This is a genomic window from Spirosoma oryzae (assembly GCF_003002825.1).
Classification (GTDB): Bacteria; Bacteroidota; Bacteroidia; order Cytophagales; family Spirosomataceae; genus Spirosoma; species Spirosoma oryzae.
The window spans coordinates 84,092-108,901 of sequence record NZ_PVTE01000006.1; the positions used below are offsets into that span (position 1 = coordinate 84,092).

The window sequence follows — 24,810 nt, forward strand, 5'->3', positions numbered from 1 at the left end:
TCGTATGAACCGACTGATCACCACGTTTAAGAATATTTTTGCAATTGACGAGTTGCGGACTCGCATCCTCAACACGTTGTTGTTTATCACGGCGTTTCGTCTCGGTTCTGCTATTGTTCTGCCGGGTGTCGATCCAAGCAAATTGAATCTTAACCCGCAGGGACTGCTGGGGCTGCTCGACACGTTTCTTGGTGGTGCATTCAGCAAGGCCTCGATCTTTGCGCTGGGTATCATGCCTTACATCTCGGCGTCGATTGCCATTCAGCTGCTAACGCTGGCGTTGCCTTACTTCCAGAAAATGCAGAAGGAAGGCGAATCTGGCCGGAAGCGGTTGAATCAGATCACCCGGGTGCTTACCATCGTCGTTACGGCTGTTCAGGCGTTAACATACGTCCAGACAACCGTTCCACAGGATGCGCTGTACATCGACCGGGGCTTGTTTACCATATCGTCGCTGTTCATTCTCACCTCTGGTACAATCTTTTGTATGTGGCTGGGTGAACGGATCACTGACAAAGGTATTGGTAACGGTATCTCGATGATCATTATGATCGGCATCGTATCCCGGCTTCCGGGTGCTATTATCGGTGAGCAGCAGTCACGTGGTACGGCTGGTCTGTTGATCTTCGTACTTGAGATGGTCGCTCTGTACTTTGTAATCATGGGCGCGGTTGTTTTAACGCAGGCTGTTCGGCGGATTCCAATCCAGTACGCCAAGCAGGTAATTGGTAACAAAGTTGTTGGTGGCCAACGGCAGTATTTGCCATTGAAGCTAAACGCAGCGGGTGTGATGCCAATCATCTTCGCCCAGGCGCTGATGTTCATTCCAGGGTACGTTGCTCAGTTGTTTGCTGAAAAGAGCGATTTTGCCGCAAGCGTTCAGAATTCGTTCAGCAGCTATACCTCGTGGCAATACAATGTTCTGTTTGCTGTATTGATCATTGTCTTTACGTTTTTCTACACAGCTATCTCGGTTAACCCAACCCAGATTGCCGATGATATGAAACGTAGTGGCGGATTCATTCCCGGTGTGAAACCCGGTTTCCAGACATCGGAATACATCGGTACTGTACTGGATCGGATCACGTTGCCTGGTGCCATCATGCTGGCTATCGTTGCTATTCTGCCTGCCATTGCCAACCTGCTGGGGATGACCAGTGGTTTCGCTCAGTTCTTCGGCGGAACCTCATTGCTTATCATGGTTGGTGTAGTCCTTGATACGCTGCAACAAGTAGAAAGCTATCTGCTCATGCGTCGTTACGAAGGCCTGATGAAGTCTGGTCGTGTACAAGGACGTACTAACGAAACGGCTGCGGTCGCTTAAGGAACTATGGCCGGTTCGGACAAAAAGGATAAGATGATTTATATCAGAAGCGATGAAGAAATCGAACTGATAAAAATCAGTGCGCAGATTCTTGGAAAAGCGCATGCCGAAGTGGCTAAACTGGTTCGACCGGGTGTTACGACGAAGGAACTTGATAAGGTCGCTGAAACGTTTATTAAGGATAATGGGGGCTCACCTTCATTTCTTGGATATAACAAGTTTCCGGCTTCCCTGTGCATATCAGTCAATGACGTTGTCGTACACGGAATTCCTGGTCGTTATGAAGTTCGTGATGGCGATATCATTTCGATTGATTGTGGTGTTAAGCTGAACGGTTATCATAGCGATAGCGCCTACACTTACCCTGTTGGTAACGTTTCGCCTGCTGTAAGACGCTTACTAGCCCGTACGAAGGAGTCGTTGTACATGGGTATAGAGAAAGCAGTGGAAGGTAACCGAGTCGGCGATGTTGGGTATGCCGTTCAAACGTACGCTGAGAAATTCGGATACTCTGTTGTTCGTGAATTAGTGGGACACGGTGTCGGGCAGAATCTGCACGAAGCACCTGAAGTGCCAAACTATGGAAAGCGGGGACAAGGACCGAAGTTGCACGAAGGAATGATCTTGGCCATCGAGCCGATGATCAACTTCGGAAAAAAAGCAATCGTTCAGGAACGCGATGGATGGACAATCCGTACCGTTGACCGGAAACCTTCGGCACACTTTGAGCATACGGTTGCCGTCCGCAAGGGGAAAGCAGAAATACTAACCACGTTCGAGTACATCGAAGCGGTAACGGCCAACACGAGTCTCATGGTTGATACTCAAGAAATGGTGGCAGCGTAAAAGCAAACATGGCAAAGCAAAACTCAATAGAGCAGGACGGTATAATCTTAGAAGCATTATCGAATGCAATGTTCCGGGTAGAACTGGCAAACAAGCATGAGGTAATCGCTCATATTTCCGGGAAGATGCGGATGAACTACATCAAAATCCTTCCCGGAGATCGCGTGAAACTGGAGATGTCGCCTTATGATTTGAGTAAGGCGCGTATTGTTTACCGGTACAAATAAGGGTTTACGGTTTACAGTTTTCAGTGCGTAGCAATACCATCGTCGACCGTAAACATTGAACCGAAAAACTGTAGAATCATGAAAGTTAAAGCGTCAATCAAGAAGCGCAGCGAAGACTGCATCGTGATCCGTCGGAAAGGGAAGCTGTACGTGATCAACAAGAAGAATCCCCGTTACAAACAAAGACAAGGCTAAGAATGGCACGTATTGCAGGTGTTGATATTCCGGATAAGAAGCGTGGTGAAATCGCGCTGACCTACATTTACGGCATCGGCCGGAGCCGGGCGAAGAAGATTCTGGTTGACGCTGGTATCAGCGTGGACAAAAAAGCCAGCGAGTGGACAGACGAAGAAGCAAGTGCCGTACGTAACACGATTACGAATGAGTACAAAGTGGAAGGTCAACTCCGTTCGGAAGTGCAGCTGAGCATCAAGCGTCTGATGGACATTGGTTGCTACCGTGGTCTGCGTCACCGGAAAGGTCTTCCGGTTCGTGGTCAGCATACCAAAAACAACTCGCGTACACGTAAGGGTAAGCGGAAGACGGTTGCTAACAAGAAGAAAGTAACGAAATAATTAATCGGTCGCTCATCGTTATCAGGTGTATTTGCCGCTCTGTATTCCAGTTAGCACGTAATACAAACCGATGACTTACTGACGATTACCTACTTACAATGGCACAAGCAAAACGCAAGGACAAAGCGAAAAAACGGGTGGTGGTTGTTGAGCCCGTTGGTCAGGTTCATATCCGGGCTACGTTTAATAACATCATCATTTCTATCACCAACATGAACGGCCAGGTTATTTCCTGGGCGTCGGCTGGTAAGATGGGCTTCCGTGGTTCGAAAAAGAACACCCCATATGCAGCACAAACCGCAGCGTCAAACTGCGCAGCTGTTGCCCATGATCTGGGTATGCGGAAAGCAGAAGTATTTGTGAAAGGTCCAGGATCGGGTCGTGAATCGGCTATCCGTACCATTCAGAACTCAGGTATTGAAGTGACCACGATTCGTGATATCACGCCATTACCGCACAATGGATGCCGGCCGCCAAAACGCCGTCGCGTCTAATAGTACTGCCGGGCTTCTGGCAGCTCCATGAATAAGGTCAGGCGACATTCAGTTGTGTCTGTCCATTTTTTCACAATTATTCATTCAATTTACGAATGGCACGTTACACAGGCCCCAAGGCCAGAATTTCGCGTAAGTTCGGTGAACCCGTGATGGGTACCAGCAAAGCGCTGCAGAAAAAGAACTACGGACCCGGTATGCATGGCCGTGGTCGTAAGCGCAAGCAGTCGGAATATGCGCTGCAACTGCTGGAAAAACAAAAGGTAAAATATACGTACGGTATCCTGGAGCGTCAGTTCCGGGCGTTGTTCCACCGGGCGCAAGTTCGCGAAGGCATCACGGGTGAAAACCTGCTGAAACTGTGTGAAGCTCGTCTGGACAACACGGTTTACCGTTTAGGTATTGCTTCGTCGCGTCGGGCAGCTCGTCAGTTAGTTGCGCACAAACACATCATCGTTGATGGCGAAGTAGTCAATATTCCTTCGTACTCACTGAAACCTGGTCAGCTGATCGGTGTTCGGGAGAAATCGAAGTCGCTGGAAGCCGTTTCGACAAGCCTGTCAGCACGGAACCCCCGCAGATACAACTGGGTTGAATGGGACAATCAGCAAATGGCTGGTAAGTTCATCAGCTACCCAGAGCGCGATCAGATTCCTGAGAACTTCAACGAGCAGGCAATCGTCGAATTGTATTCGAAATAAGCCCATAGCAGAACCCGTGCGGGTTCTGCTGCTTATGTATACATACGGTTTACAGACATTCGACCTGCGGTATTCCTGTTATACAATCGAGTGCCGTAAGGCGAGTAATCTGAAAACTCATTTTGAGTCTTCACGCAAGGCAGTGAACTGCTGTAAAACAATACGAAACGTATGTCAATTTTAGCGTTCCAAATGCCCGACAAAGTCGTCGTGGAGAAAGCAGACGACTTTCACGGAGTGTTTGAATTCAAACCCCTTGAAAAAGGATACGGTGTAACGATAGGCAACGCGCTACGGCGTATTCTGCTATCGTCGCTGGAGGGCTACGCCATTACAAGCGTGAAATTCCCCGGCGTATTGCACGAGTTTTCGTCAATAGAGGGTGTTGTTGAAGACGTGACGGAGATCATTCTGAACCTGAAAATGGTTCGGTTCAAGAAGATCTCGGACATGGTTGACAACAAAATTACGGTCAGCATCAAGAAGCAGTCGGTGCTGAAAGCCGGTGATATATCGAAATTTTCCCCTTCGTTTGAGGTACTGAACCCAGACCTTGAAATCTGCCATATCGATGATACGCTGGATCTGGAGATGGAAATTTTCGTTGAAAAAGGTCGTGGTTATGTCCCTGCCGACGAACCACGGGTTAACGAACTTCCGTTTGGTCACATCCCCATCGACGCTATCTACACGCCAATCAAAAACGTGAAGTATAGTGTCGAAAACACACGGGTTGAGCAGAAAACGGACTATGAACGGTTGCTGCTTGACATCGAAACAGACGGTTCGATTCATCCGGAAGAAGCGTTGAAAGGTGCGGCTTACATCCTGATTCAGCACTTTATGCTGTTCTCGGATCAGACGATGACCTTCGAAACGGCGAAACCGGAAGAAGAAAACGTTGTCGATGAGGAAGTACTGCACATGCGCAAGTTGCTGAAGACGTCGCTGGCGGATCTGGATCTGTCGGTTCGCGCTTACAACTGTCTGAAATCAGCGGACGTTCGCACACTGGGCGATCTGGTCCGGCTGGAGATTTCTGACATGATGAAGTTCCGCAACTTCGGTAAGAAGTCGCTGACGGAGCTTGAGCAACTGGTGGCCGAAAAGAACCTGACGTTCGGCATGGATGTGGCTAAATACAGACTAGACGAAGATTAAGCCGGTTTACGGTATTCGGTTTACGGTACTTGGTTTTGACCTCCGTAAACTGTAAACCGAAAACCGTAACCCTCACAAAAACAATGAGACACGGTAAAAAAGATAATCACCTAAGCCGTACGCATTCGCACCGCGAAGCGATGCTGCAAAACATGGCATCGTCGCTGATCATGCACAAGCGTATCGAGACGACGGTGGCCAAAGCTAAAGAGCTGCGGAAGTTTGTCGAGCCTATCCTGACACGGGCAAAGGACGACAACAACCAGAATCGTAAGGTTGTTTTCCAGACGCTGGCTAACAAAGAAACGATTAAAGAACTGTTCGGTGCAGTTGCTGACAAGATCGCAAACCGTCCTGGTGGCTACACACGCATCATCAAGTTGGGCAACCGTCAGGGCGATAATGCAGAGACCTGCCTGATCGAACTGGTTGACTTCAACGAACTGCTGCTGGGTGCTGCTGCTGAGAAAGCAACGGCTACGACTCGTACGCGCCGGAGCCGCCGGAGTGGCGGTTCGAAAGCCGAAGGGGCAGAAGTTGCACCCGCACCGGCTGAAACCCTACCAGCTGACGCAGAAGTAGCAGAAACATCGTCTGCCGCTGGTGACGACCTGACGATTATTGAGGGTATCGGTCCGAAAATCGCCGAGTTGCTCAAAAATGCAGGGATCACGACTTTTGCGCAACTAGCCGATGCGAATGACGAAGCGGTACAGCAAGTGCTAACTGAGGCAGGTCCGAGTTTCAATGTGCACGATGCTGGTAGCTGGAACGAACAGGCTGCACTGGCCCGCGATGGAAAAATGGATGAACTGAAAGAGATGCAGGATCGTTTGAAAGGCGGTAAAGAGTAATCATCGGTGAATCATCAATGTCGTCATACAAAAATGGGTTAGCCGGTAACGGTTAGCCCTTTTTTTTAACCTTTCTGATTAACGTATTCATGAAACAGGCACAGGAAGCCGTATTGGTTTTACAGGATGGAACCGTTTACCGGGGGTTGGCGCTCGGCAAAATAGGCACAGCCGGCGGTGAGATCTGCTTCAATACCGGCATGACCGGCTATCAGGAAATTTATACCGACCCTTCGTACTATGGTCAGGTAATCATCAACACGACATCACACATCGGTAATTACGGTGTGCTGCATAATGCAGAGCAGGAGTCGGGCAGCGTAAAAATCCGGGGGATGGTTTGTAACTTCTTCTCCGACATCCACTCACGGTACACAGCAGACGGTTCGTTGCAGGAGTATTTCGAACGGGCGAATATCGTTGGTATTCACGGCGTGGATACGCGGCAACTGGTGCGGTACATTCGCTCGAAAGGCGTAATGAACTGCATTATTTCGTCGGAAATCCTGGACCCGGCTGTGTTGCTATCAAAGTTACAGGAGGTGCCGGATATGGCCGGACTGGAACTGTCGTCAGAAGTCAGCACGAAAGAAGCCTATGAAGAAGGCGATCCGGAGTCAGCATTGCGGGTAGCTGTGCTCGACCTGGGCGTGAAACGTAGCATCCTGAGCAACTTTACAGAGCGCGATGTCTTCTGCAAAGTATTTCCAGCCAAAACCAGCTACGAAGACCTGGCCGTCTGGAATCCTACTGGTTTTTTCATTGCAAACGGCCCGGGCGATCCGTCTGCCATGCCTTATGCCGTAGAAACGGTGAAGCAGGCACTCGATGCCGAAAAACCTCTCTTTGGTATCTGCCTTGGCCACCAGATTCTGTCGCTGGCTAGCGGTATCTCTACGTATAAAATGCATAACGGCCACCGTGGCCTAAACCACCCGGTGAAGAACCTCATCACCGGCAAATGCGAGATCACGTCGCAGAACCACGGTTTCGCAGTTAGTGCCGACGAAGTGAAGGATACGGATAACGTAGAACTGACGCACATCAATCTGAACGATAATACAATCGAGGGTATCCGCCGGAAAGACAAGCCTGCCTTTTCGGTTCAATACCACCCTGAGTCGTCGCCAGGTCCACATGATTCGCATTACCTGTTCGATCAGTTCGTTACCATGATGAAAGAATAGCGGAAAGGCGGGGCGGAAACGTCCCGCCTTTTTTATACCTGATTACGCCAGTATTCGCGACTCCAGGCGCGTCGAAATAGCCAGCCACGTTCCCGCAAGGCAATCGGCAAGTAAGCAAGTGACTGTTTCACGGCCTGCTGATAAAACTGGTCGTCGTCGGTCAGGATTAAGGATTCGTAGGCATTTGATGGGCCGACCGTTAGATCGGCGAAGGGAAGTGAAGGGCGAGCAGTCGATTGCTGCCTTGCGATCTTGTCTTTAAGCAGCGTGTGACCAGTCAGGGTAGTTGGTTGTTGTGGCTGCGGTATAAAGACTCCTTCCGATACGCGTAAGGCATAGGCTAAATAGTCCCGCAACCGTTTAGGTCCATCGCCGGTAACGTGGTCGACCGTAAGCTGCTCCGGCCACAAACTGGTGATAATGACTACACGTCGTCGTGCTCGCGTCACAGCTACGTTGAGCCGGTTTTCGCCCCCGGCTGCGTTCAAACTGCCGAACTGCATCGCTAATTTTCCCCGGTCGTCGGGCGCATAACCAATCGAGAAGATGATGACGTCGCGTTCATCGCCCTGGACGTTCTCAATATTCTTGACGAACAAATCGGGTATCTGAGTCGCAAGCGGTGTCTCGTCCAGCAAGTTTTGAATAAGCTGCTGCTGGGCGTAGTTGAACGTAACCACACCAACGCTACAGCCTGGCATCTCGGATGAAAGCTGTTGTAATTGTGCTACCACAGTCGTCGCTTCCAGCGTATTGGTGTTTTGCTGCCATCGACCGTCGACATGCAGGTAACGAATGGCCGGTATCGACTGATTGATTTCCTCAAAATAGGGGAGGAGTTGCAAGCGATTCTGGTAAAAATGCTGGTTCGAAAACGTAATCAGATCGAGTGACCGGCTGCGGTAATGTTCGGTCAGCCATACTTGTGGTAAGTGCCGGGCTGCCAGTTCCAGCAACGATTCAAGCTCAAGTTCGGCGGGTACGTCGTCGTCTGGACTGGTCAAATCATCAACCTGTGTGCGGTACAAATCGCTGGGCTGGAGCTGCTGACTGTCGCCCGTAACTACGAGCTGCCGACCCCGAAAAAAGGCGGGTAAGCCACTCTCGGCGAAGCACTGAGAAGCTTCGTCAAAAATTACGAGGTCGAAGAGGTTGGATCGCAGGGGGAAAATAGCGGAGACGGATTCGGGCGATGCCAGCCAGCAGGGAACGAGTTTGACCACTTCGTCGACATGGGTATCGAGCAGTTTGCGCAGTGGCCAGACGTTTCGCTTTTTAGTAGTCTGGTGCAACAGGTCCCGATAGGTAACGACATTGCTGACCCGGTTGAATGTCAGTTTACGATACGTCTGTTCGCGCAATTTGACCAGCAACATATCCTGACTAAGTTGCCGTTTTCGCTGCAAACTAGCCTGTAAAGCCTGTTCGGTCTGTGCCATTTTCAACGACGAAACGCTGCTTAACTCAGGGTAGGTTTGCTCCAACTTGTCTAGCCAGGCCAGTCGAATCGAGTTTTGGAACAGATTGGTCCAGTCGCGGGGTGGATATCGGGATAGACTATCGACAATCTGGTGCTCCGCAGTCGAAAATGTGCTTGTCAGTCGATCTGCCTCTATGAGTAGATCAAAGTCCTGTTGAAGCGACATATGCATTGCCGACGCTGCTGTTGGCTGCTGCCAGAGCCGGTCCAATTGAGCAATCGATAAATAAGCCTGCGTCTGCTCGAACTGAATCAACTGGGTTGATATTCGCAACAATAACTGGAGTCTGTCAGCCAGTTGTTGAGCGGTTAGTTCTGTTACGTCGGCTAGCGTGTGAAGCGGGGGAATCGCATCGATATGCGCCAGTAAGTGCCGCGCCTGAGCCAGATCGTGCAACGAAGCCGGAACGATGGGGAGGGCGAGACGACTCAGGCAGGGCAATACTTCCTGCCGGATTTGCCCGGCCCGCAGCGCATTACCCACTTGATTGTAAAGATGACGCAACTCGTTCTCCGACGACCCCAAGCCGACGGCGGCTAATACGTTGTCTAGTGTTTTGGCGGATGATCCGTTTACCCGCCACCACTGCCACTTCACCCACGATGGTCTTGCGGCAAGGGCTTCAGCTACCAACTGCTGAAAGGAAGGCAGATCCCGTTGCGTTACAATCGATTCCGGCAATGCATCCGTTTCCAGCCGCTGCCACGTTTGCGCTAGTTCGTTTAGCTGGTTGTCAGATAGCCATTCGTCGGTCTGGTACTGCTGCGCTCGTAACTGACCGACAGTACGCCAGACTGAGGCTGCTGATGAAGCATTGAGCTGTCTTACTGCGGCTAGTATGTCTGTTTCGTAGACGGCCCACGCCATCACAGCTGTTCGTGACAACGACTGAATGTTTATTGTTGCCAGCTGCTCCTGTGCAGATCGCGCCAGGTCGGCCCATTGTTGAACCGCCTGGGCAAGGCGGGGGCGGTCGGCGGGGGAGAAGTCGGCAAACGAACGGCGGTCAGCCCACAAATGGGTAGTCGGTAGTCGCTCCCGATAAGCCGCAAATTGCGTCAGGCGTTCGGTGAAAGCCGTTGCGTCAGCCAGCTTAAACTGAGACGCCACAGGGCTTACATCAATCGCTGGCTGGTCCGGCCGGCTGGTCAGGTAAAGTTCCTTTGCTGAAATACCGAACAAACTGGTGTCGAAGAGTGCTGTTTTAAACGCCTGAAGCATTCGTACGGCATCGTCAATGCGCTGACTTTCCAACTCGAAATCACGTTCCAGCAAAACCGCATTCAGACTGTTGTTCAGTTGTCGGTACTCATCTACACGCTCGATCTGGCCGGCAATCTGTTCGTACAGCGCTCGTCTGTCTTCCTGAAAATCGTGTACGAGCGCCATAAATGGGCCCATCCCTATCGTCTGTAACCGGGCCTGTACCACATCGAGTGCGGCTCGTTTCTGACAAACCAACAATACGCGTCGACCGTCGGCTGCCGCATCGGCCATCAGGTTAGCGATAAGCTGCGATTTTCCCGTACCCGGCGGCCCCTGCACAACCAGCGATTGACCGGACCGTACCAAGCGGATAGCGGCTTCCTGCGAAGCATCGAGTGGTAGCGGGGTATGAAGTAGCTTCTCTGGTAATGGCTCCGTGCGGATAGCCGGCTCATCGATAATAAACTGATCGTCGGTAGCCAGCTCAATTAACCGATCATAGTCGGGCGATAGGTATGAGCCTGCCTGTGGGAAAATGCCTACTATCGCTTCAGGATACAATTTCAATTCGCCAACGCGCTCCAACTGATCCAAACCGCGTATTGGCTGTCGGTCGAAAAAGTGCAGCGTATCTGCGAAGAGATCGGTATTGACGTTCAACGCCAGCGAACTCTCGCGTAACCATTCGTAGACCTGTGTACGAAAAACCAGTGGGTCACGATCGAAGTCTGCCAGTGCTTTTTCCGCCAGTTCATCCGGTAGCGTCACCTTGTTGAACTGACTGTAGGCAATCAGAAAGGTAGGATTCAGAAAACCCAGTTCCTCTGATCGACGAATCAACCGCCACTGATTGCCCTGCTGGCTAATGGTAACGGGGAAGAAAAAGAAGGGCGCGTGAATTACGGTCCCATCGAGCAGTTTTCCCCGTACAAACGGCCAGCCGACGTATAGATCGTCGGTACCGCGCTCGTCGATAATGAATCGGCTTGTTCGTTCGATCAGCCGGAGCTTCCGGCTGACCTGATTGCTACGTTCCTGCCGGGCATCGAGCACTGCGCAGAGCGGCACCGACGCTTTACGGCTTATAATGTCTGCCAGTAGACTGAACGACGAGCGATTCAGCAGAAAATCACACTCGTGCAGGTCGAGGAACTGACTGTTGGGGAGGCTACTTAACACCAGCGAACGATTCCGGCTGCTCAGGTTGGTAAGCCGACGGCGATAAGCCCGGAGAACGGAGAGCGAAACCGGAATGATCACAGCAGGGAATGGGTGTTATGGCGCGAGCGGCAATCGCTAAGCCTTCGACTCCGCTTTCTCAGGAATCAGCCAGGAAGCAAGTACACTAATCGCCAGTATCGCTACGATAATGTATAACGAATAAACGGGCTTGAAGCCGAGATCGTGTAGCCAGGGTTCAGCGAGCATCTTCGCGCCGATAAACGTAAGCAGTACGGCCAGACCGACTTTGAGGAACCGGAACTGCTCAATGATACTCGACAAGAAGAAAAACATTGACCGGAGCCCCATGATAGCGAAGACGTTCGAGAAAAAGACGATATACGGGTCCTTCGTGATCGAAAAGATAGCTGGTATCGAATCGACGGCGAAAATCAGATCTGTAAACGCGATGACGATAACGATCAGGAACAACGGTGTCACGTACAACTTGTGATTCGCTTTGCTCCGCACAAAGAAGTTGTCGCTGACATTTCGCGGATAAATGTTGAGGTACTTAGACGCGAATTTGACAACCGGGTGATTGTTGGTATCGATACTTTCGTCTTCGTCTTTCTGAAAAAAGAGCTGCAAACCAGTGTAAACCAGAAAGGCACCGAAGACATACAGAATCCATTCGAACCGCTGAATCAGGGCAGAACCGATGAAAATAAAGAAGAAACGCAGAACGATAGCCCCCAGAATCCCCCAAACCAGAATTTTCTTATAGTACCGTTCGCGTACGCCAAACGAGTTGAAAATCAGGATAAACACGAAAATATTGTCAGCCGACAACGAGTATTCGACCAGGTAGCCGGTGATGTACTCCAGCGACATGTTGTTTTGAAAGCGGGCCAAACTGGCGTCAAAATTGCCGGGAACGAGCGAAACGTGGCTGGCATATTTATTTCGCACGGCCTCAAGCTGAGCCATGTCGAAGATTCCGTGTACCAGGTACCCGTACGATTTCAGGAAAAAGTAGAAGGCGACGGAAAGCGCTACCCACACGGCACTCCAGGTAGCGGCTTCTTTAAAGGTAACGACGTGACTGGTTTGCTTCGAGAAAATGCCCAGGTCGAGGGCCATGATGACCAGTACGAAGGCGGCAAAGGCAATAAAAAACAGTGTTTCGCTAGACATTAGTATGCAACAAAATAAACGGTGTAAGCCAAAGGTGTTCAGTGATTAAGCGCACATAGATAAACCTTTGGCCTGATTTATACCGGTAAATGATTCTGCTCTTCGTCTGACTAGTTGCTTATACGTGAAGCAAACAGACAAACAAATCTAAGGGCAATCAATACAAGGGACTAACTGGATCAGGCAAATAATTGGCATAATGAGGAACACACATTAGTTTTGACGCATGTTTAAGGGTAAAAAAGTAGTTGTAGTAATGCCCGCCTATCGGGCAGCGCTGACCTTGGAACGTACGTATCGGGAGATACCGTTTGATATTGTCGATGACGTTATTCTTGTCGACGATGCTAGTCCCGACAATACCGTTGACGTTGCTCGTCAGCTGGGTATTCAGCACGTCATCCGGCATGATAAAAATAAAGGCTACGGCGGTAACCAGAAAACATGTTATAAAAAGGCCGTTGAACTGGGGGGAGACATCGTGGTTATGCTACACCCCGACTATCAATATACTCCGTTGTTGCTGACGGCCATGATCTCCATCATTGGCAACGGACTGTATCCGGTAGTGTTTGCTTCCCGTATTTTGGGAAAAGGTGCGCTGAAGGGAGGAATGCCCATGTACAAATACGTGGCTAACCGCTTCCTGACGTTTACGCAAAACCTGCTGATGAATCAAAAACTGTCGGAGTACCACACTGGATACCGGGCTTTCTCCGGCGAGGTACTCCGCAGCCTGGATTTTACGCACAACTCGGACGACTTCATTTTTGATAACGAGATGATCGCCCAGATTTTTTACAAAGGTTATGATATTGCGGAAGTGACGTGTCCCACTAAATACTTCGAAGAGGCATCGTCGATCAACTTCAAACGTAGTTCGATCTACGGCTTGGGCGTGCTAAAAACATCGCTTTATTACTTTCTTACGAAAAATGGCTTGATGCACTGGCAGATTCTAAAATAGCTTCTGTTGGTTCTACGGGTGCCGTCACAACTTCCGTAATCATCGATTCAAGTGTCAGGCCGGGACCGAATGCACAGCTGAAAATATTAGGCTGTTGATCTGGCATGGTCAGTACGCCACTTACCAGATCTGCCCAAATACGCTGTAGGACGAACAGGACCGTCGCTGACGACATATTGCCGTATTCGCGCAGAATGGCGTATGCGTACCGGTTGTCATTGGTTGTCAAGCCTAGCTGTTCCTCAATCACCTCCAGAATGCGCCGACCGCCGGGGTGCAGCGCGTACAAACCGATGTCGGCCATTGTCAACTCACTTTGAGTGAGCAGTCGCTGCATTAGCTGACGAATACCGCGCTGAATATGCGTCGGTACTTCACTTGTCAAAGTCATCTCGAAGCCATAATTGTCGACATGCCAGGCCATTTCGGCTTTACCCTCGGGCAATAGATCACAGTAAAACGATCGTAACCGCAGTGCTATATCAGGCCGGGGGCGGCTCTGCACCAGAACGGCCGCTGAGCCATCGGCAAATAAGGCATTCGCCAACAAATGTTCCGTGTCTGTTTTCTTCTGAAAGTGAATAGAGCACAATTCTATGCACACCAGCAGCACGTTGGCGTCAGGATTAGCCCGGACAATGGAACTCGCCGTTTTCAATCCGTTGAACGCGCCGTAACAGCCCATGAAGTTGATGGCTAGGCGTTGCGTATGACCGGGCAACCCCATCGCTTCAATAATCTCGATGTCTGGCCCCGGCGCGTACAGACCCGTACAACTGACAGTGATAACGTGGGTAATCTGTTGTCTGTCAAAGTCGGGATAACTGGCCAGACAGTCATCAATGGCCTTTAATGCCAACGGTACAGCCTCTCTACGGTATAACTGCATGCGCTGACTAACGGTGGGGAAGGGCTCCATGCCAGCCGTGTTCGGGTAGAACGTAAACTCTCCACGTTGTTTGACATAGTCAGCGATTACTGAATGACGCTTTTCGATGCGCGTAAAACGATACAGTGTTGTGAGTCGACGGCGGTCGCGGTCATCACATTCAAGCATGTCGGCCATGAACTGCGCCGTTACATCCTGAGGGGCTGAGTGGACAGGAACGGCCCGACCAATGGCGTTGATATAGGCTTCCAGAGATTGCTGCATAATTTGTGCGTGATGACGTATATAGATAGGCCCGAGGAAACAACCGTCTGTACAGCGTAAAGTTTGAGAATCGGGCGGCCTACGGATGTTCAAAAAAAAGTTTAATCGTAATTAATTCATGATGAGCTAGTTGGTAATCTTTGTGAAAAAAAATGGGAGCAAGGTCTTGACAAGTGTTAAATAAACGCTACTTTTGCATCACAATTCGACGTCAGAAAGCGAATTGAAACGCGAAAGTAGCTCAGCTGGTAGAGCGCGACCTTGCCAAGGTCGAGGTCGCGGGTTCGAACCCCGTCTTTCGCTCTACAAAAAGGCACCGACCCCGGTGCTTTTTTTGTATAAGCCGGGATGGCGGAATCGGTAGACGCGCCGGACTTAAAATCCTGTGGGCCGTAAGGCCCGTGCGGGTTCGATTCCCGCTCCTGGTACAAGGATAAAATGAGAAAAGCCACTGATAGTCAGTGGCTTTTCTCATTTTATCCTTGTATTGTGTTTTCAGGCATTCACGGAGATAGGTCGGCGGCTGGCGTGGATAAGCGAATAAACGCAGACCATGCCAAAACCAACCATCAGCATGATGTGTAGGAAGAACATACGGAAATCCTGGACGTAGAAAGCAAGCACCAGCCCACCGAAGAAATAAAGCATTAGCAGTCCTTCAATAACGGTCAGCCAGTTGATCTTACGGCTGACATACTTGTTCGCGTCCCAGCGGTCGCGGGCCGTTGTAACGTTGAATTTAGGCGTTCGGATAAAAGGCGTCTTCCGGCCCGCGTAACCTTCAATGACGGCTATTGTGTTATGCAGCGACAGCCCCATCATCAGCGATGAATACATCGGGAAGTACCAGATAATCCGAGCTTTGTTCTCACGCTCAAAAAACCAGAAGGGAATTCCATAAAACGTGATTAAGATCAGCAGGTTGAACTGAAACAGATTGATAACGTAGAACACCCATTCCCATTCCGGGTGTAGATTCCGGATGTAGATCAGGGGTACGCTCATGATGCCCAGTATCAACACCAGAATGAACGTGGCGCTACTGAATAAGTGAAAGAAAGCGTGCAGCTTCATAGACAGTGAAACGCCGGGTGTACGCAGCACTTTCCAAAACAGTTTGCGAGCGCACTCGGCAGCCCCCTTCATCCAGCGGTACTGTTGTGATTTCAGGGCGTTCATGGCTACTGGCAATTCGGCGGGCGAACCGATATCTTCGCGGTAGACGAATTTCCAGCCCCGTAGTTGGGCTCGATAGCTTAAGTCGAGGTCTTCGGTCAGTGTGTCGCTTTGCCAGCCTCCAGCGTCGTATATGGCTGTCTTACGCCATACGCCACCTGTACCGTTGAAGTTGGCCAGGTAACCTGCTTCATAGCGGCCGCTTTGTTCGATGGTGAAGTGCGCATTCAGGCCGAAAGCCTGTAGCTGCGTCATCAGCGAGAAATTCTCATTAAGATGCTCCCAGCGCGTCTGTACGATTCCCACGTTCGGGTCAGTGAAATGGGGTACGGTTTTGATCAGAAAATCAGGGTCGGGAACGAAGTCAGCGTCGAAAATGGCAACGAGATCGCCTTTTGCAAACGTAAGCCCATACGAGAGTGCCCCGGCCTTAAATCCCGTTCGTTCAGGGCGTCGAACGTGCTCAATGGGTACACCGAGTTGCTGATAGTGCGCGATCCGGCTGGCAATGATCGAGACCGTTTCGTCCGTTGAGTCATCCAGTACCTGAATATCTAATTTGTCGGCTGGGTAGTTTAGTTGCGCGATTGCGTCGATCAAGCGCTCGACAACGTATAACTCATTGTAAACAGGAAGCTGAACCGTAACGCGTGGTAACTCGCTAACCGGTATGTGTATACGAGTGGCTTTATTACGATTCTTTTTTGCTTTTAGGTAGCTGATTATCAGGCTTAACTGACCGCAATTGTAAAGAAAGAGCAGAAGCAGAGCCAGACCGTATAGTAGAAGTACAGCCAGTGCCATCAGGATTTGATTGTGTAGGTGAGAGATGTAGTACTCACATAATAGGGTGAGCTACCAATAAGTTTGAAATCAACGACAATTTCGAGCCTGCTGCACCAGCTAGATAGGTCAGCGTGGCCGTCGACGAGCATAAGCCAAAAATGGTGTATACTTGCTTATGAACATCTCGTTTATTGGCGCTGGTAATCTAGCCTGGCACCTGGCACCAGCACTCGAAAATGCTGGCCATCATATCAACGAAATCTATAGCCGACAGCCGCAATCGGCCCGGCGGCTCGTCAGTAACCTGTACGACGCGCAGATTCACTCCGAACTGAATTTCGCGAATAGTACGTCCAGGCTATTCGTACTGGCCACTCCGGACGATGCGCTGGAAGCAGTATGCCAGCGACTGGTTTTACCCGAGGGCGCTATCCTTGTCCACACGTCGGGAAGCTGCTCGCTCGACAAGCTTCAGAACTGGATGGCGATCTACAGCGATATACCCGTCAGAACCGGCGTCTTTTATCCCCTGCAAACGTTTAGCCGCGAGCAGCCGCTGATCGATTTCGCCGGGGTGCCGCTTTGTCTGGAAGCAGCCGATTCCGAGACGGAAGAAGAACTGGTTGCTATAGGACAGGCCATGAGCCGAATTGTGTACCTGGTTTCGTCGTCGGAGCGCTTGCTGTTACATCTGGCGGCTGTACTGGCCTGTAACTTCAGCAATCACCTGCTGGCATTGGCCCGCCAGCTAACGGTGTCCAACGGACTTGAGTTTGGTCTGCTGACACCGCTTATTCAGGAAACCGTGCGCAAAGCGTTAGCAGTACCTGACCCGGCCACGGTCCAAACTGGCCCCGCTCGACGAAATGACCAGACAACCATTCAGGCGCATCTGGCGCTGTTGATGGACCAACCACTAACTGCTGAGATATACAAACTACTGACGCATAGTATTTATAAGCAAAGCCATACTATGAATATGAACTCAGTAGATTAATTTAATACCCATTTACGTATATACTGACCTGTTTGTTGGGAAGTGGGACGGTTTTTGCTCGAACGTTGGTAGCACAAGGTGGTGTTAAAACATTGCTGATCATGAGCACAATTGCGCAGGCGGTTGTACCGTTACCACGTTCGGAAGAAGAGAAGAGGCAACTGATGGCGTTATACGAGCAGTACGGGTCAATGGCGTATGGAATTATCCTGCGCATCGTACCGCAGCCCGAACTGGCACAGACAGTTTTAGTTGATCTCTTTGCTACGTTGTCAATAGCGGAGAGGGCGAACGATACGGAGCCGGTGAGTGCGTTTATCATACGAATGGCAAGGCGCAAAGCGTTGGCTAGCAGGCCCGGTTCGGAGGAACGCTCGTTGACTTCATTTCAGCCGACGGAACGGAATTTACCAAAAGTTGTTTTTAACTTAGCGTTCTGGCATGGGTGTCATGTCACCGAAATTGCAGCGCGCCTGAACATAGCCACAACGGATGTTCTTCGGGCAATTCGTGCCTACGTAAAGGCATTTACTGTGGCTTAGTTAACCTATGGCAACCAAATCATACCAATATCTGGAAGAAGGGTTCCTGGAAGCATATCTGACCGGCATTGTTTCTGAACAGGAGCGCGCCGAAATGAAACAATATTTGTCGGAGAATCCAGAAGCGCAGGCTGAACTGAATGAGGTCGAGATCAGTATGGAGCAGTTTTTCATGCGCCGTGCTGTGCCACCGCCACCTGGGCTGCGGGATGCTGTTATGAATCGAATCAATCAGAACGAGATTCAGCAATGGCGACCGGAAGCAGACGAGAGTAGAGCACGTAATTCGGCGAAGGCTACCAATCCTGAATCGCAGTATGTGCACGTTGAAGTTGATGATACGCACATTCGGGTGCACAAATACTGGCGTCCGGCGTTCATCGCTGTCTTTGTGCTGTCCAAAGTGTTCCTGATAGCAGGGTTGTATTATTACTTCAAAGCTGGTAGCGTCGAACGCGAACTGGAGCAGCTGCGTCAGCAAAACAGCATTCAGCAAACGATACCGACCCGACCGCTCAATACGCGATGAACGCGTTTTTGGCGTTATCTTTCAGCCCGCCGATGATGCAACCTAGCGTCGGCGGGCTTTTTTATGATGAAGCCTTTGATTGCCCTGCTACTTTTTTGTGGTGCCTGTAACGTCGCATTGGCTCAATGGGAGCCACAAACCGTTAACACCGACGCCAGTTTTCGGTCGGTCGATATGGCCGGCGCTGATGTCGTCTGGATCGGTGGTACCAAAGGCACGTTTGTCCGCAGTGCCGACGGTGGTAAGACATGGCAAACCGGTACCGTACCCGACGCGCAAGCCTGCGATTTCCGGGATGTGAAAGCCTTCGACGCACAAACGGCGATCCTGATGAGCGCCGGCCCAGCCGAACAGGGACAAGCCCGGCTCTACAAAACAACCGACGGTGGCCAAACCTGGACCCTGCTTTACCAGACACAGCAGCAGGGTGTATTCTTCGATGGTATTGCTTTCTGGGACAAGGAGCATGGTATTGTGTTCAGCGACCCTATCGATGGGCGTTGGTTTATTCTGACCACCGCCGATGGTGGGAAAAGCTGGCAACCGGTTCCGGCTGCTTCGCTACCGGCAATGACGCCGGGTGAAGCGGCTTTTGCAGCCAGCGGAACCAGTTTGGTTGTGCAGGGAAAACGGAATGCCTGGATTGCGTCGGGGGGCGGTACTGCTAGTCGGGTCTTCCGGTCAACGGATCGTGGACAAACGTGGTCGGTTGCAACAACGCCATTGCCGTCGGGGGAAGCTACCGGCTTGTTTGGTCTACATTTTTTCAACGATAAAAATGGGGTGGCCGTTGGCGGAAATTATAAGCAGGAGAAGCTGGCTGGCCCTAACGTAACCATTACCCGCGACGGCGGGAAAAGCTGGTCGTCGCTGACCCCGGCTACTCCGGCCGGATTGAAAGAAGCCGTGGCTTTACTACCCGGCGACCGCCTGCTCGTGATTGGCCCGTCGGGTACAGGCATCTCAGCCGATCAGGGACAAACCTGGCAGCAACTCGATACCACAGGCCATCACTCGGTAGCTTGTGTAAAAGGAACCTGCTACGCTGTTGGTGCCAAAGGCAAGGTTAGTAAACAGGTTTTTAAATGAGTTGCCAGGGGCCGAATCTGACAAGCGTTGAAAACCAGTCAGGTTTAGCCTTTAGGTGTACTACTTACCTGCTTTTCGTCGTTATTCTGCCGTGTTGATTGATTAACCCCAACCCGGTTATGTCTGTGAAAGCGAGTACAGTACTGTCTGCAATTCTACTGCTGACAGTAGCCGGTAATGTATCGGCTCAAATTCCCGTCAAGGGGGCCTTTATCTGCAACTATACGGGAAAAAGCGGGACCAGCCCTGACGTGGTCTGCTCGCCGACGACCACGTCGAATGCCCACGCGCAGAAAGTGGTCGATCGTATCCTGAAGCCGATTGGGCTGATGCGCAACTTCAAGATCATCGAATGCACGAATACGGAGAACTGCTTCGCCACCGTCATGAAAGGGCAGCGGTTTATCGTATACGATGCTGCGTTCATGCAAAGTATTGAGGAAGAAACCGAAACCGATTGGTCGGCCATTAGCATCATGGCCCATGAAATTGGTCATCATTTGCAGGGGCATACAATCGACGGAACGGGCGGACAACCCCAGAAAGAACTGGAGGCCGATAAGTTCTCGGGCTTCGTGCTGCATCAGATGGGAGCCTCGCTCGATGAATCGATGGTAGCGGTGCGGGCGTTGGGCGATGAACATGCAACGACGACCCATCCGGCGAAACCGGCTCGTCTGGAAGCCGTACGCAAAGGATGGCTGGAAGCGGAAGCGATGTACCCGAAAAGCGGGATGACGAACCGCCCTGCGCTGGCGTCGGCTCCCCGGCCTGTTACGTCACCCGTGGCTGCTGCGCCATCACCTGTGGTAGCGGTACCCCGCCCCGCAGCGATTGCGCCATCTCGGGTAGCGGCTACAGGACGGACCACGGTAGGCCGGGCCACGGTTGGCTGTGTGTCGGGCGACTGTGAAGATGGGAAGGGTACCTTTGTTTACCCGACGCGTGAACGGTACGCGGGTGAATTCGAAGAGGGTGACAAACATGGCGTTGGCACCGAGTACTACGCCGACGGAAAGGTCAAGTACAAAGGCAACTTCCGGGATAACCTCCGCTCCGACTACGGGGTGTATTACTATCGCAATGGCGACCGGTTCGAAGGGTGGTTTCAGAAGAACATACCGAACGGAAAAGGCTCGTACTACTTTGCCGACGGCGACCGCGTAACGGGTACGTTCAAAAACGGCCAACCCACCGCCGACTGCATCCTGGCGCACTAGAAGTTTAAACACAGAGTAACAGAGGAGGCACGGAGCACACAGAGAAGATTTCATTAATACCTCCGTGTACTCTGTGCCTCCTCTGTTACTCTGTGTTTAAACCTGTACTAAAACGCCAGGAGCGTCTTTTCGATGATGTCACATGCTTCGTGCATCTGCTCTTCGGTGATGGTAAGCGGTGGTGCGAAACGAATCTTGTCGCCGTGCGTCGGCTTGGTCAGCAGGCCGTTGTCTTTCAGGCGCAGACACACCTCCCAGGCCGTTTCGTCGCCCAGGCCATGCTTCTCCGCAATAACGATGGCGTTGAGTAAGCCACGACCGCGTACCAGCTTCACCATGTCGGTTTTGTGACTCAACGCTGTCATGCGGTCGCGGAACACAGCGCCTACCTTCGTTGCGTTGTCGGCTAGTTTTTCCTCGTCGACCACGCGCAGGGCGGCCATCGTAACCGCACAGGCCAGCGGATTACCGCCAAACGTGCTGCCGTGTTCTCCGGGTCTGATAGTCAGCATCACTTCATCGGACGTCAAGACTGCCGATACGGGCATCGTGCCGCCTGACAAGGCCTTACCGAGCACGAGCAGATCGGGCTTGACGTTTTCGTAGTCGCAGGCAATTCGTTTCCCTGTCCGGCCGATGCCTGTCTGCACCTCGTCGGCGATGAACAGCACGTTGTAACGGGTACACAGATCGCGGACGCCCTGTAAATAGCCTTCGTCGGGAACGACCACACCCGCTTCACCCTGAATCGGCTCGACCATGAAGCCGGCAATGTTCGGGTCACTTTTAAACGTGTCTTCAAGCGCGTTGAGGTCGTTGTAGGGAATGATGATGTAGCCGGGCAGGAGCGGACCAAAATCGTTGGTACTGCTGGCATCGGTCGATGAGGAAATAGCCGCCAGCGTACGGCCCCAGAAATTCCCCGCAGCGTAGACCGTCTTCGCCTGATTCTGAGGAATGCCTTTTACCTTGTACGCCCATTTACGGGTCAGCTTCAGCGCTGTTTCGCCGGCTTCCGCGCCGGAGTTCATCAGCAGCGCTTTATCGTAGCCGAAGTACTCGCACAGGAATTTTTCGCAGAGCCCCGTCTGATCGTTGTAGAAAGCCCGCGATGTCAGCGTCAGTCGCTGCGCCTGCTCGATCATAGCCCCGATGATGCGCGGGTGACAATGCCCCTGACTGACGGCGCTGTAGGCCGATAAGAAATCGAAGTAGCGTTTACCCTCTACGTCCCACAGAAACACGCCCTCACCCCGCGTCAGCACGACCGGAATCGGGTGGTAATTATGGGCACCGTAGTTCCATTCCAGTTGCATGGCCTGATCGGTGGCCGAGATGGGGAGTGTCGTTTCCATAGTTTAGCAGGTTACTTGATGAGGTAGTTATGAAGCGATCAGCGAACGGCTGCAACTAAGTAAGTTAACGAACCGTTCTGTTCAAAAATACCATTATTCGGGCACATGCCCAAACGCCTTATGGCCGCTTCGGCTTTTCCACCCATCCCCGGTCTCGACGCCGATGACTACTACTACACAACCGAGGGATTTGTCGTCTTCACGGAAGCGTATCATCGAAAACGGGGGTACTGTTGCCGTAATGGATGCCGTCATTGCCCCTATGGATTCAAAAAAAAGCGGACGCGAGTTGCAGATAATGAATAAATTAGCCAAATTTGCGCCCTCATACGGAAAACGAGTACGGTAATGGCCAGAATTTGTCAAATCACAGGAAAGCGCACGCGGACGGGAAATAACGTTTCGCACGCCAATAATAAAACGAAGCGTAAGTTTTACCCAAACCTGCAAAAGAAGCGCTTCTTCGTAGAATCGACGGGCGAATGGGTTACGCTGCGGGTGGCTACTTCGGCCATCAAAACCATCAACAAGAACGGTCTGGAAGCTACGCTTCAGAAGGCATACGAGCGCGGCACGCTGTCGCTGTAAGCGACCGTTTCGCCATGGACGACAAGCCTCTTCCGTTCGGGAGAGGCTTTTTGTATTGATTTATGGTAGTCGGTTTACGGTATCCAGTTTACAGTGAACTTGCCGAAATTTGGTAATTGGCTACTGTATGGTGTCCAGCATTATCGAAGTGATACCACCGAAAACCGTATAGCGAAAACTGTAAACTAACGTTATCTTGAAAGTTAACTTTGAGGATCTCATCGTTTTTGAGAACGATGATTACATCCTGATCAACAAGCCGCCCCACATCGCATCGCTCGATGAGCGGACCAACGATCGGGCGCAGAGCATTATCCGGCTGGCAAAAGCGTATCATCCCGACGCTCAACTTGGTCATCGGCTTGATAAAGAAACATCGGGTATTCTGGCTATTGCGAAGAACCCGGAGGCTTACCGGCACCTGGCGATGCAGTTTGAGCACCGTGAAGTGACCAAGCGGTACCATGCTGTCACGAATGGGGTACACGACTTCGATGGCATATCAGTTTACCTGCCTATTTCGCCGATTAAAGACGGTACGGCCGTAAAAATCGATCGGGAGAAGGGGAAGATCGCCGAAACGATATTCAATACCCTACAGGCATACCGCACGACGACACTGGTTGAGTGTATGCCCGTTACGGGACGGATGCACCAGATCCGGGTACACCTGATGTGTCTGAAAGCACCGATTGTCAATGACCCAACCTACGGCGGGGAGCCAGTGTTCCTGTCGGATGTGAAACGGAAGTTCAACCTGAAGCAGGGTACGGAAGAATTGCCACTGATTCAGCGGGTTGCGTTGCATGCGCACTCGCTGACATTCGCGTTACTCGACGGTGAAGAGCAGACATTTGTCGCGCCGTATCCGAAAGATTTTGGGGTACTGGTGAAGCAGCTGGAAAAGTTTTCGTGATCCGCTGGTGAGTAGAACGATCGACGTTGCGTAGTTTGTGGGCTAAAAACACATCACTTATGTTCGTTCATATCGTGTTCTTCTGGCTCAAAAATCCCGAAGAGCAAGCTAATCATGCCGCACTGCGGGCTGGGCTGGAATCACTGACCAGTATCGACGCCGTTACAACCGTTTATATCGGCACGCCCGCCGAAACCCGTCGGCCCGTTATCGACCACAGCTACGATTTTAACCTGACGATGGTATTTGCCGACAAAGCTGCGCACGATGCTTATCAGGAGCACCCACAGCACCTGGCCTTCGTTGAAAAATGTGCGCATCTCTGGGAGCGCGTGCAGATTTATGATGCGGTCGGCTAGAGGTCACTGGCTATTGAACACAAATAAGCGAGCCGACTTCTAAAGTCGGCTCGCTTATTTGTGTTCAATAGCTTCCAGCTGTCGAGTTTCAGGCTGCGTTGGTACGCTCGCTGGTCGGAGCCAATTGTTATACCAGCACCGATATGTCCATCTCCATATTGCCCTTGACCGCTTTCGAGTAGGGACAGACCGCGTGGGCCGTTTCGGCAAGTTGTTGAAGCTGCTCATGTTCCATGCCGGGTGCTTTCACCACGATTCGCCCGGACAGAAACATATTGTTGCCATCTTTATTAAGCGAAATGCTGACTTCGACAGCGTGTTCGGGCAGGATGATTTTACGACATTCGGCAACGGCCATCAGTGCACCATTGTAGCAGGCACTATATGCGGCTGCAAACAGCATTTCAGGATTTGGCTTGCCGCCTTCGCCGTGCATTTCGGTGGGGCGACGCAGATCCATTTCCAGGATGCCATCCAGCGATTTTACATCGCCATCCCGGCCACCTACACTACTGACGGTACTCGTATACAGGGTTTCCATTATGCAACTGGTTCGGTTTATGTCGGTGCGTTACTACCCGGCAATGGGCCGGGGGCCGACAGGGGTATAAACCAAAACCAGCCGATTTGTTCCTGATTCCAGCCTGGAAACCCACCCTGCGCGGGTACTGGCATTCCGCTGTTTTTTACCCTACCTTTGTCTATAGGGCCTGCGCGGC

General features: G+C 51.4%; 26 protein-coding genes and 2 tRNA genes. 22 read left to right on the forward strand and 6 right to left on the reverse strand.

The features are described from left to right. Positions 1 to 4: 4 nt before the first annotated feature. From secY to carA, 10 genes are all read left to right on the forward strand, one after another. Positions 5 to 1,324 (forward strand): preprotein translocase subunit SecY, encoded by a 1,320-nt coding sequence (gene secY / locus CLV58_RS08390; RefSeq protein WP_106137353.1) that lies wholly within the window; start codon positions 5 to 7, stop codon positions 1,322 to 1,324. A gap of 6 nt (positions 1,325 to 1,330) precedes the next feature. After that, the gene (gene map, locus CLV58_RS08395) at positions 1,331 to 2,170 is read left to right on the forward strand and encodes a type I methionyl aminopeptidase (protein ID WP_425443500.1); all 840 of its coding nucleotides are present in this window, start codon (positions 1,331 to 1,333) and stop codon (positions 2,168 to 2,170) included. Between the two features lie 8 nt (positions 2,171 to 2,178). Then, on the forward strand, positions 2,179 to 2,397 hold the full coding sequence (gene infA, locus CLV58_RS08400) for a translation initiation factor IF-1 (RefSeq protein ID WP_018618718.1): 219 nt from the start codon (positions 2,179 to 2,181) through the stop codon (positions 2,395 to 2,397). Positions 2,398 to 2,475: 78 nt separating this feature from the next. Beyond that, on the forward strand, positions 2,476 to 2,592 hold the full coding sequence (ykgO, locus tag CLV58_RS08405) for a type B 50S ribosomal protein L36 (RefSeq protein ID WP_009284800.1): 117 nt from the start codon (positions 2,476 to 2,478) through the stop codon (positions 2,590 to 2,592). A 2-nt stretch (positions 2,593 to 2,594) separates the two neighbouring features. Continuing rightward, entirely contained in the window at positions 2,595 to 2,972 is a 378-nt protein-coding gene (gene rpsM, locus CLV58_RS08410; protein WP_106137354.1) for a 30S ribosomal protein S13, read from the forward strand. A gap of 98 nt (positions 2,973 to 3,070) precedes the next feature. Further along, positions 3,071 to 3,466 (forward strand): 30S ribosomal protein S11, encoded by a 396-nt coding sequence (rpsK, locus tag CLV58_RS08415; protein ID WP_093827728.1) that lies wholly within the window; start codon positions 3,071 to 3,073, stop codon positions 3,464 to 3,466. 95 nt (positions 3,467 to 3,561) lie between these two features. After that, positions 3,562 to 4,167 carry a 30S ribosomal protein S4 gene (gene rpsD / locus CLV58_RS08420; RefSeq protein WP_106137355.1) on the forward strand — a complete coding sequence of 202 codons (606 nt, stop codon included), beginning with the start codon at positions 3,562 to 3,564 and terminating at the stop codon, positions 4,165 to 4,167. Between the two features lie 171 nt (positions 4,168 to 4,338). Next, positions 4,339 to 5,328 carry a DNA-directed RNA polymerase subunit alpha gene (locus tag CLV58_RS08425; protein ID WP_106137356.1) on the forward strand — a complete coding sequence of 330 codons (990 nt, stop codon included), beginning with the start codon at positions 4,339 to 4,341 and terminating at the stop codon, positions 5,326 to 5,328. An 83-nt stretch (positions 5,329 to 5,411) separates the two neighbouring features. After that, the gene (rplQ, locus tag CLV58_RS08430) at positions 5,412 to 6,182 is read left to right on the forward strand and encodes a 50S ribosomal protein L17 (protein WP_106137357.1); all 771 of its coding nucleotides are present in this window, start codon (positions 5,412 to 5,414) and stop codon (positions 6,180 to 6,182) included. 89 nt (positions 6,183 to 6,271) lie between these two features. Beyond that, positions 6,272 to 7,369 (forward strand): glutamine-hydrolyzing carbamoyl-phosphate synthase small subunit, encoded by a 1,098-nt coding sequence (gene carA, locus CLV58_RS08435; RefSeq protein ID WP_106137358.1) that lies wholly within the window; start codon positions 6,272 to 6,274, stop codon positions 7,367 to 7,369. 32 nt (positions 7,370 to 7,401) lie between these two features. On the opposite strand, the gene CLV58_RS08440 is transcribed toward carA, so the two are convergent. Together CLV58_RS08440 and CLV58_RS08445 are read right to left on the reverse strand one after the other, a co-directional pair. Beyond that, the gene (locus CLV58_RS08440) at positions 7,402 to 11,316 is read right to left on the reverse strand and encodes an AAA domain-containing protein (RefSeq protein ID WP_245882271.1); all 3,915 of its coding nucleotides are present in this window, start codon (positions 11,314 to 11,316) and stop codon (positions 7,402 to 7,404) included. 36 nt (positions 11,317 to 11,352) lie between these two features. Then, positions 11,353 to 12,414 carry a TerC/Alx family metal homeostasis membrane protein gene (locus tag CLV58_RS08445; RefSeq protein WP_106137359.1) on the reverse strand — a complete coding sequence of 354 codons (1,062 nt, stop codon included), beginning with the start codon at positions 12,412 to 12,414 and terminating at the stop codon, positions 11,353 to 11,355. A 226-nt stretch (positions 12,415 to 12,640) separates the two neighbouring features. Here CLV58_RS08445 and CLV58_RS08450 point away from each other — a divergent pair, with 226 nt between their 5' ends. After that, on the forward strand, positions 12,641 to 13,381 hold the full coding sequence (locus CLV58_RS08450; RefSeq protein WP_106137360.1) for a glycosyltransferase family 2 protein: 741 nt from the start codon (positions 12,641 to 12,643) through the stop codon (positions 13,379 to 13,381). On the opposite strand, the gene CLV58_RS08455 is transcribed toward CLV58_RS08450, so the two are convergent. Further along, entirely contained in the window at positions 13,341 to 14,534 is a 1,194-nt protein-coding gene (locus CLV58_RS08455) for a type III polyketide synthase (protein WP_106137361.1), read from the reverse strand. The genes CLV58_RS08450 and CLV58_RS08455 overlap by 41 nt on opposite strands. Before the next feature lie 230 nt (positions 14,535 to 14,764). On the opposite strand from CLV58_RS08455, the gene CLV58_RS08460 reads away from it, so the two are divergent. Then, positions 14,765 to 14,837: transfer RNA gene (locus CLV58_RS08460), tRNA-Gly, on the forward strand. Positions 14,838 to 14,876: 39 nt separating this feature from the next. Next, positions 14,877 to 14,962: transfer RNA gene (locus CLV58_RS08465), tRNA-Leu, on the forward strand. Positions 14,963 to 15,029: 67 nt separating this feature from the next. Here the strand turns inward: CLV58_RS08465 and CLV58_RS08470 are convergent. Then, the gene (locus tag CLV58_RS08470; RefSeq protein ID WP_106137362.1) at positions 15,030 to 16,514 is read right to left on the reverse strand and encodes a glycosyltransferase; all 1,485 of its coding nucleotides are present in this window, start codon (positions 16,512 to 16,514) and stop codon (positions 15,030 to 15,032) included. 157 nt (positions 16,515 to 16,671) lie between these two features. On the opposite strand from CLV58_RS08470, the gene CLV58_RS08475 reads away from it, so the two are divergent. From CLV58_RS08475 to CLV58_RS08495, 5 genes are all read left to right on the forward strand, one after another. Then, positions 16,672 to 17,493: a Rossmann-like and DUF2520 domain-containing protein gene (locus CLV58_RS08475; RefSeq protein ID WP_106137363.1), complete on the forward strand. Its 822-nt coding sequence runs from the start codon at positions 16,672 to 16,674 to the stop codon at positions 17,491 to 17,493. A 101-nt stretch (positions 17,494 to 17,594) separates the two neighbouring features. Further along, entirely contained in the window at positions 17,595 to 18,035 is a 441-nt protein-coding gene (locus CLV58_RS08480; protein WP_106137364.1) for an RNA polymerase sigma factor, read from the forward strand. 7 nt (positions 18,036 to 18,042) lie between these two features. Next, a complete protein-coding gene (locus tag CLV58_RS08485; protein ID WP_106137365.1) occupies positions 18,043 to 18,564 on the forward strand; it encodes an anti-sigma factor family protein in 522 nt (173 codons plus the stop codon). A gap of 63 nt (positions 18,565 to 18,627) precedes the next feature. After that, entirely contained in the window at positions 18,628 to 19,653 is a 1,026-nt protein-coding gene (locus CLV58_RS08490; protein WP_245882272.1) for a WD40/YVTN/BNR-like repeat-containing protein, read from the forward strand. A 119-nt stretch (positions 19,654 to 19,772) separates the two neighbouring features. Further along, positions 19,773 to 20,873, forward strand: coding sequence for a M48 family metalloprotease (locus CLV58_RS08495; RefSeq protein ID WP_106137366.1), 1,101 nt, complete (start codon positions 19,773 to 19,775; stop codon positions 20,871 to 20,873). A gap of 107 nt (positions 20,874 to 20,980) precedes the next feature. Here CLV58_RS08495 and rocD read toward each other — a convergent pair whose 3' ends face one another. Then, positions 20,981 to 22,228: an ornithine--oxo-acid transaminase gene (gene rocD / locus CLV58_RS08500; RefSeq protein ID WP_106137367.1), complete on the reverse strand. Its 1,248-nt coding sequence runs from the start codon at positions 22,226 to 22,228 to the stop codon at positions 20,981 to 20,983. Between the two features lie 120 nt (positions 22,229 to 22,348). Here rocD and CLV58_RS08505 point away from each other — a divergent pair, with 120 nt between their 5' ends. From CLV58_RS08505 to CLV58_RS08520, 4 genes are all read left to right on the forward strand, one after another. After that, complete coding sequence (locus tag CLV58_RS08505) at positions 22,349 to 22,534, forward strand: C1orf53 family protein (RefSeq protein ID WP_106137540.1); 186 nt, start codon at positions 22,349 to 22,351, stop codon at positions 22,532 to 22,534. 42 nt (positions 22,535 to 22,576) lie between these two features. Beyond that, a complete protein-coding gene (rpmB, locus tag CLV58_RS08510) occupies positions 22,577 to 22,816 on the forward strand; it encodes a 50S ribosomal protein L28 (protein WP_106137368.1) in 240 nt (79 codons plus the stop codon). A 196-nt stretch (positions 22,817 to 23,012) separates the two neighbouring features. Further along, positions 23,013 to 23,732: an RluA family pseudouridine synthase gene (locus CLV58_RS08515; protein ID WP_106137369.1), complete on the forward strand. Its 720-nt coding sequence runs from the start codon at positions 23,013 to 23,015 to the stop codon at positions 23,730 to 23,732. A 59-nt stretch (positions 23,733 to 23,791) separates the two neighbouring features. Continuing rightward, complete coding sequence (locus CLV58_RS08520) at positions 23,792 to 24,091, forward strand: Dabb family protein (RefSeq protein WP_106137370.1); 300 nt, start codon at positions 23,792 to 23,794, stop codon at positions 24,089 to 24,091. A 127-nt stretch (positions 24,092 to 24,218) separates the two neighbouring features. On the opposite strand, the gene CLV58_RS08525 is transcribed toward CLV58_RS08520, so the two are convergent. Beyond that, positions 24,219 to 24,632, reverse strand: a complete 414-nt coding sequence (locus CLV58_RS08525) for an Ohr family peroxiredoxin (RefSeq protein ID WP_106137371.1) — start codon at positions 24,630 to 24,632, stop codon at positions 24,219 to 24,221. Positions 24,633 to 24,810: the final 178 nt, after the last annotated feature.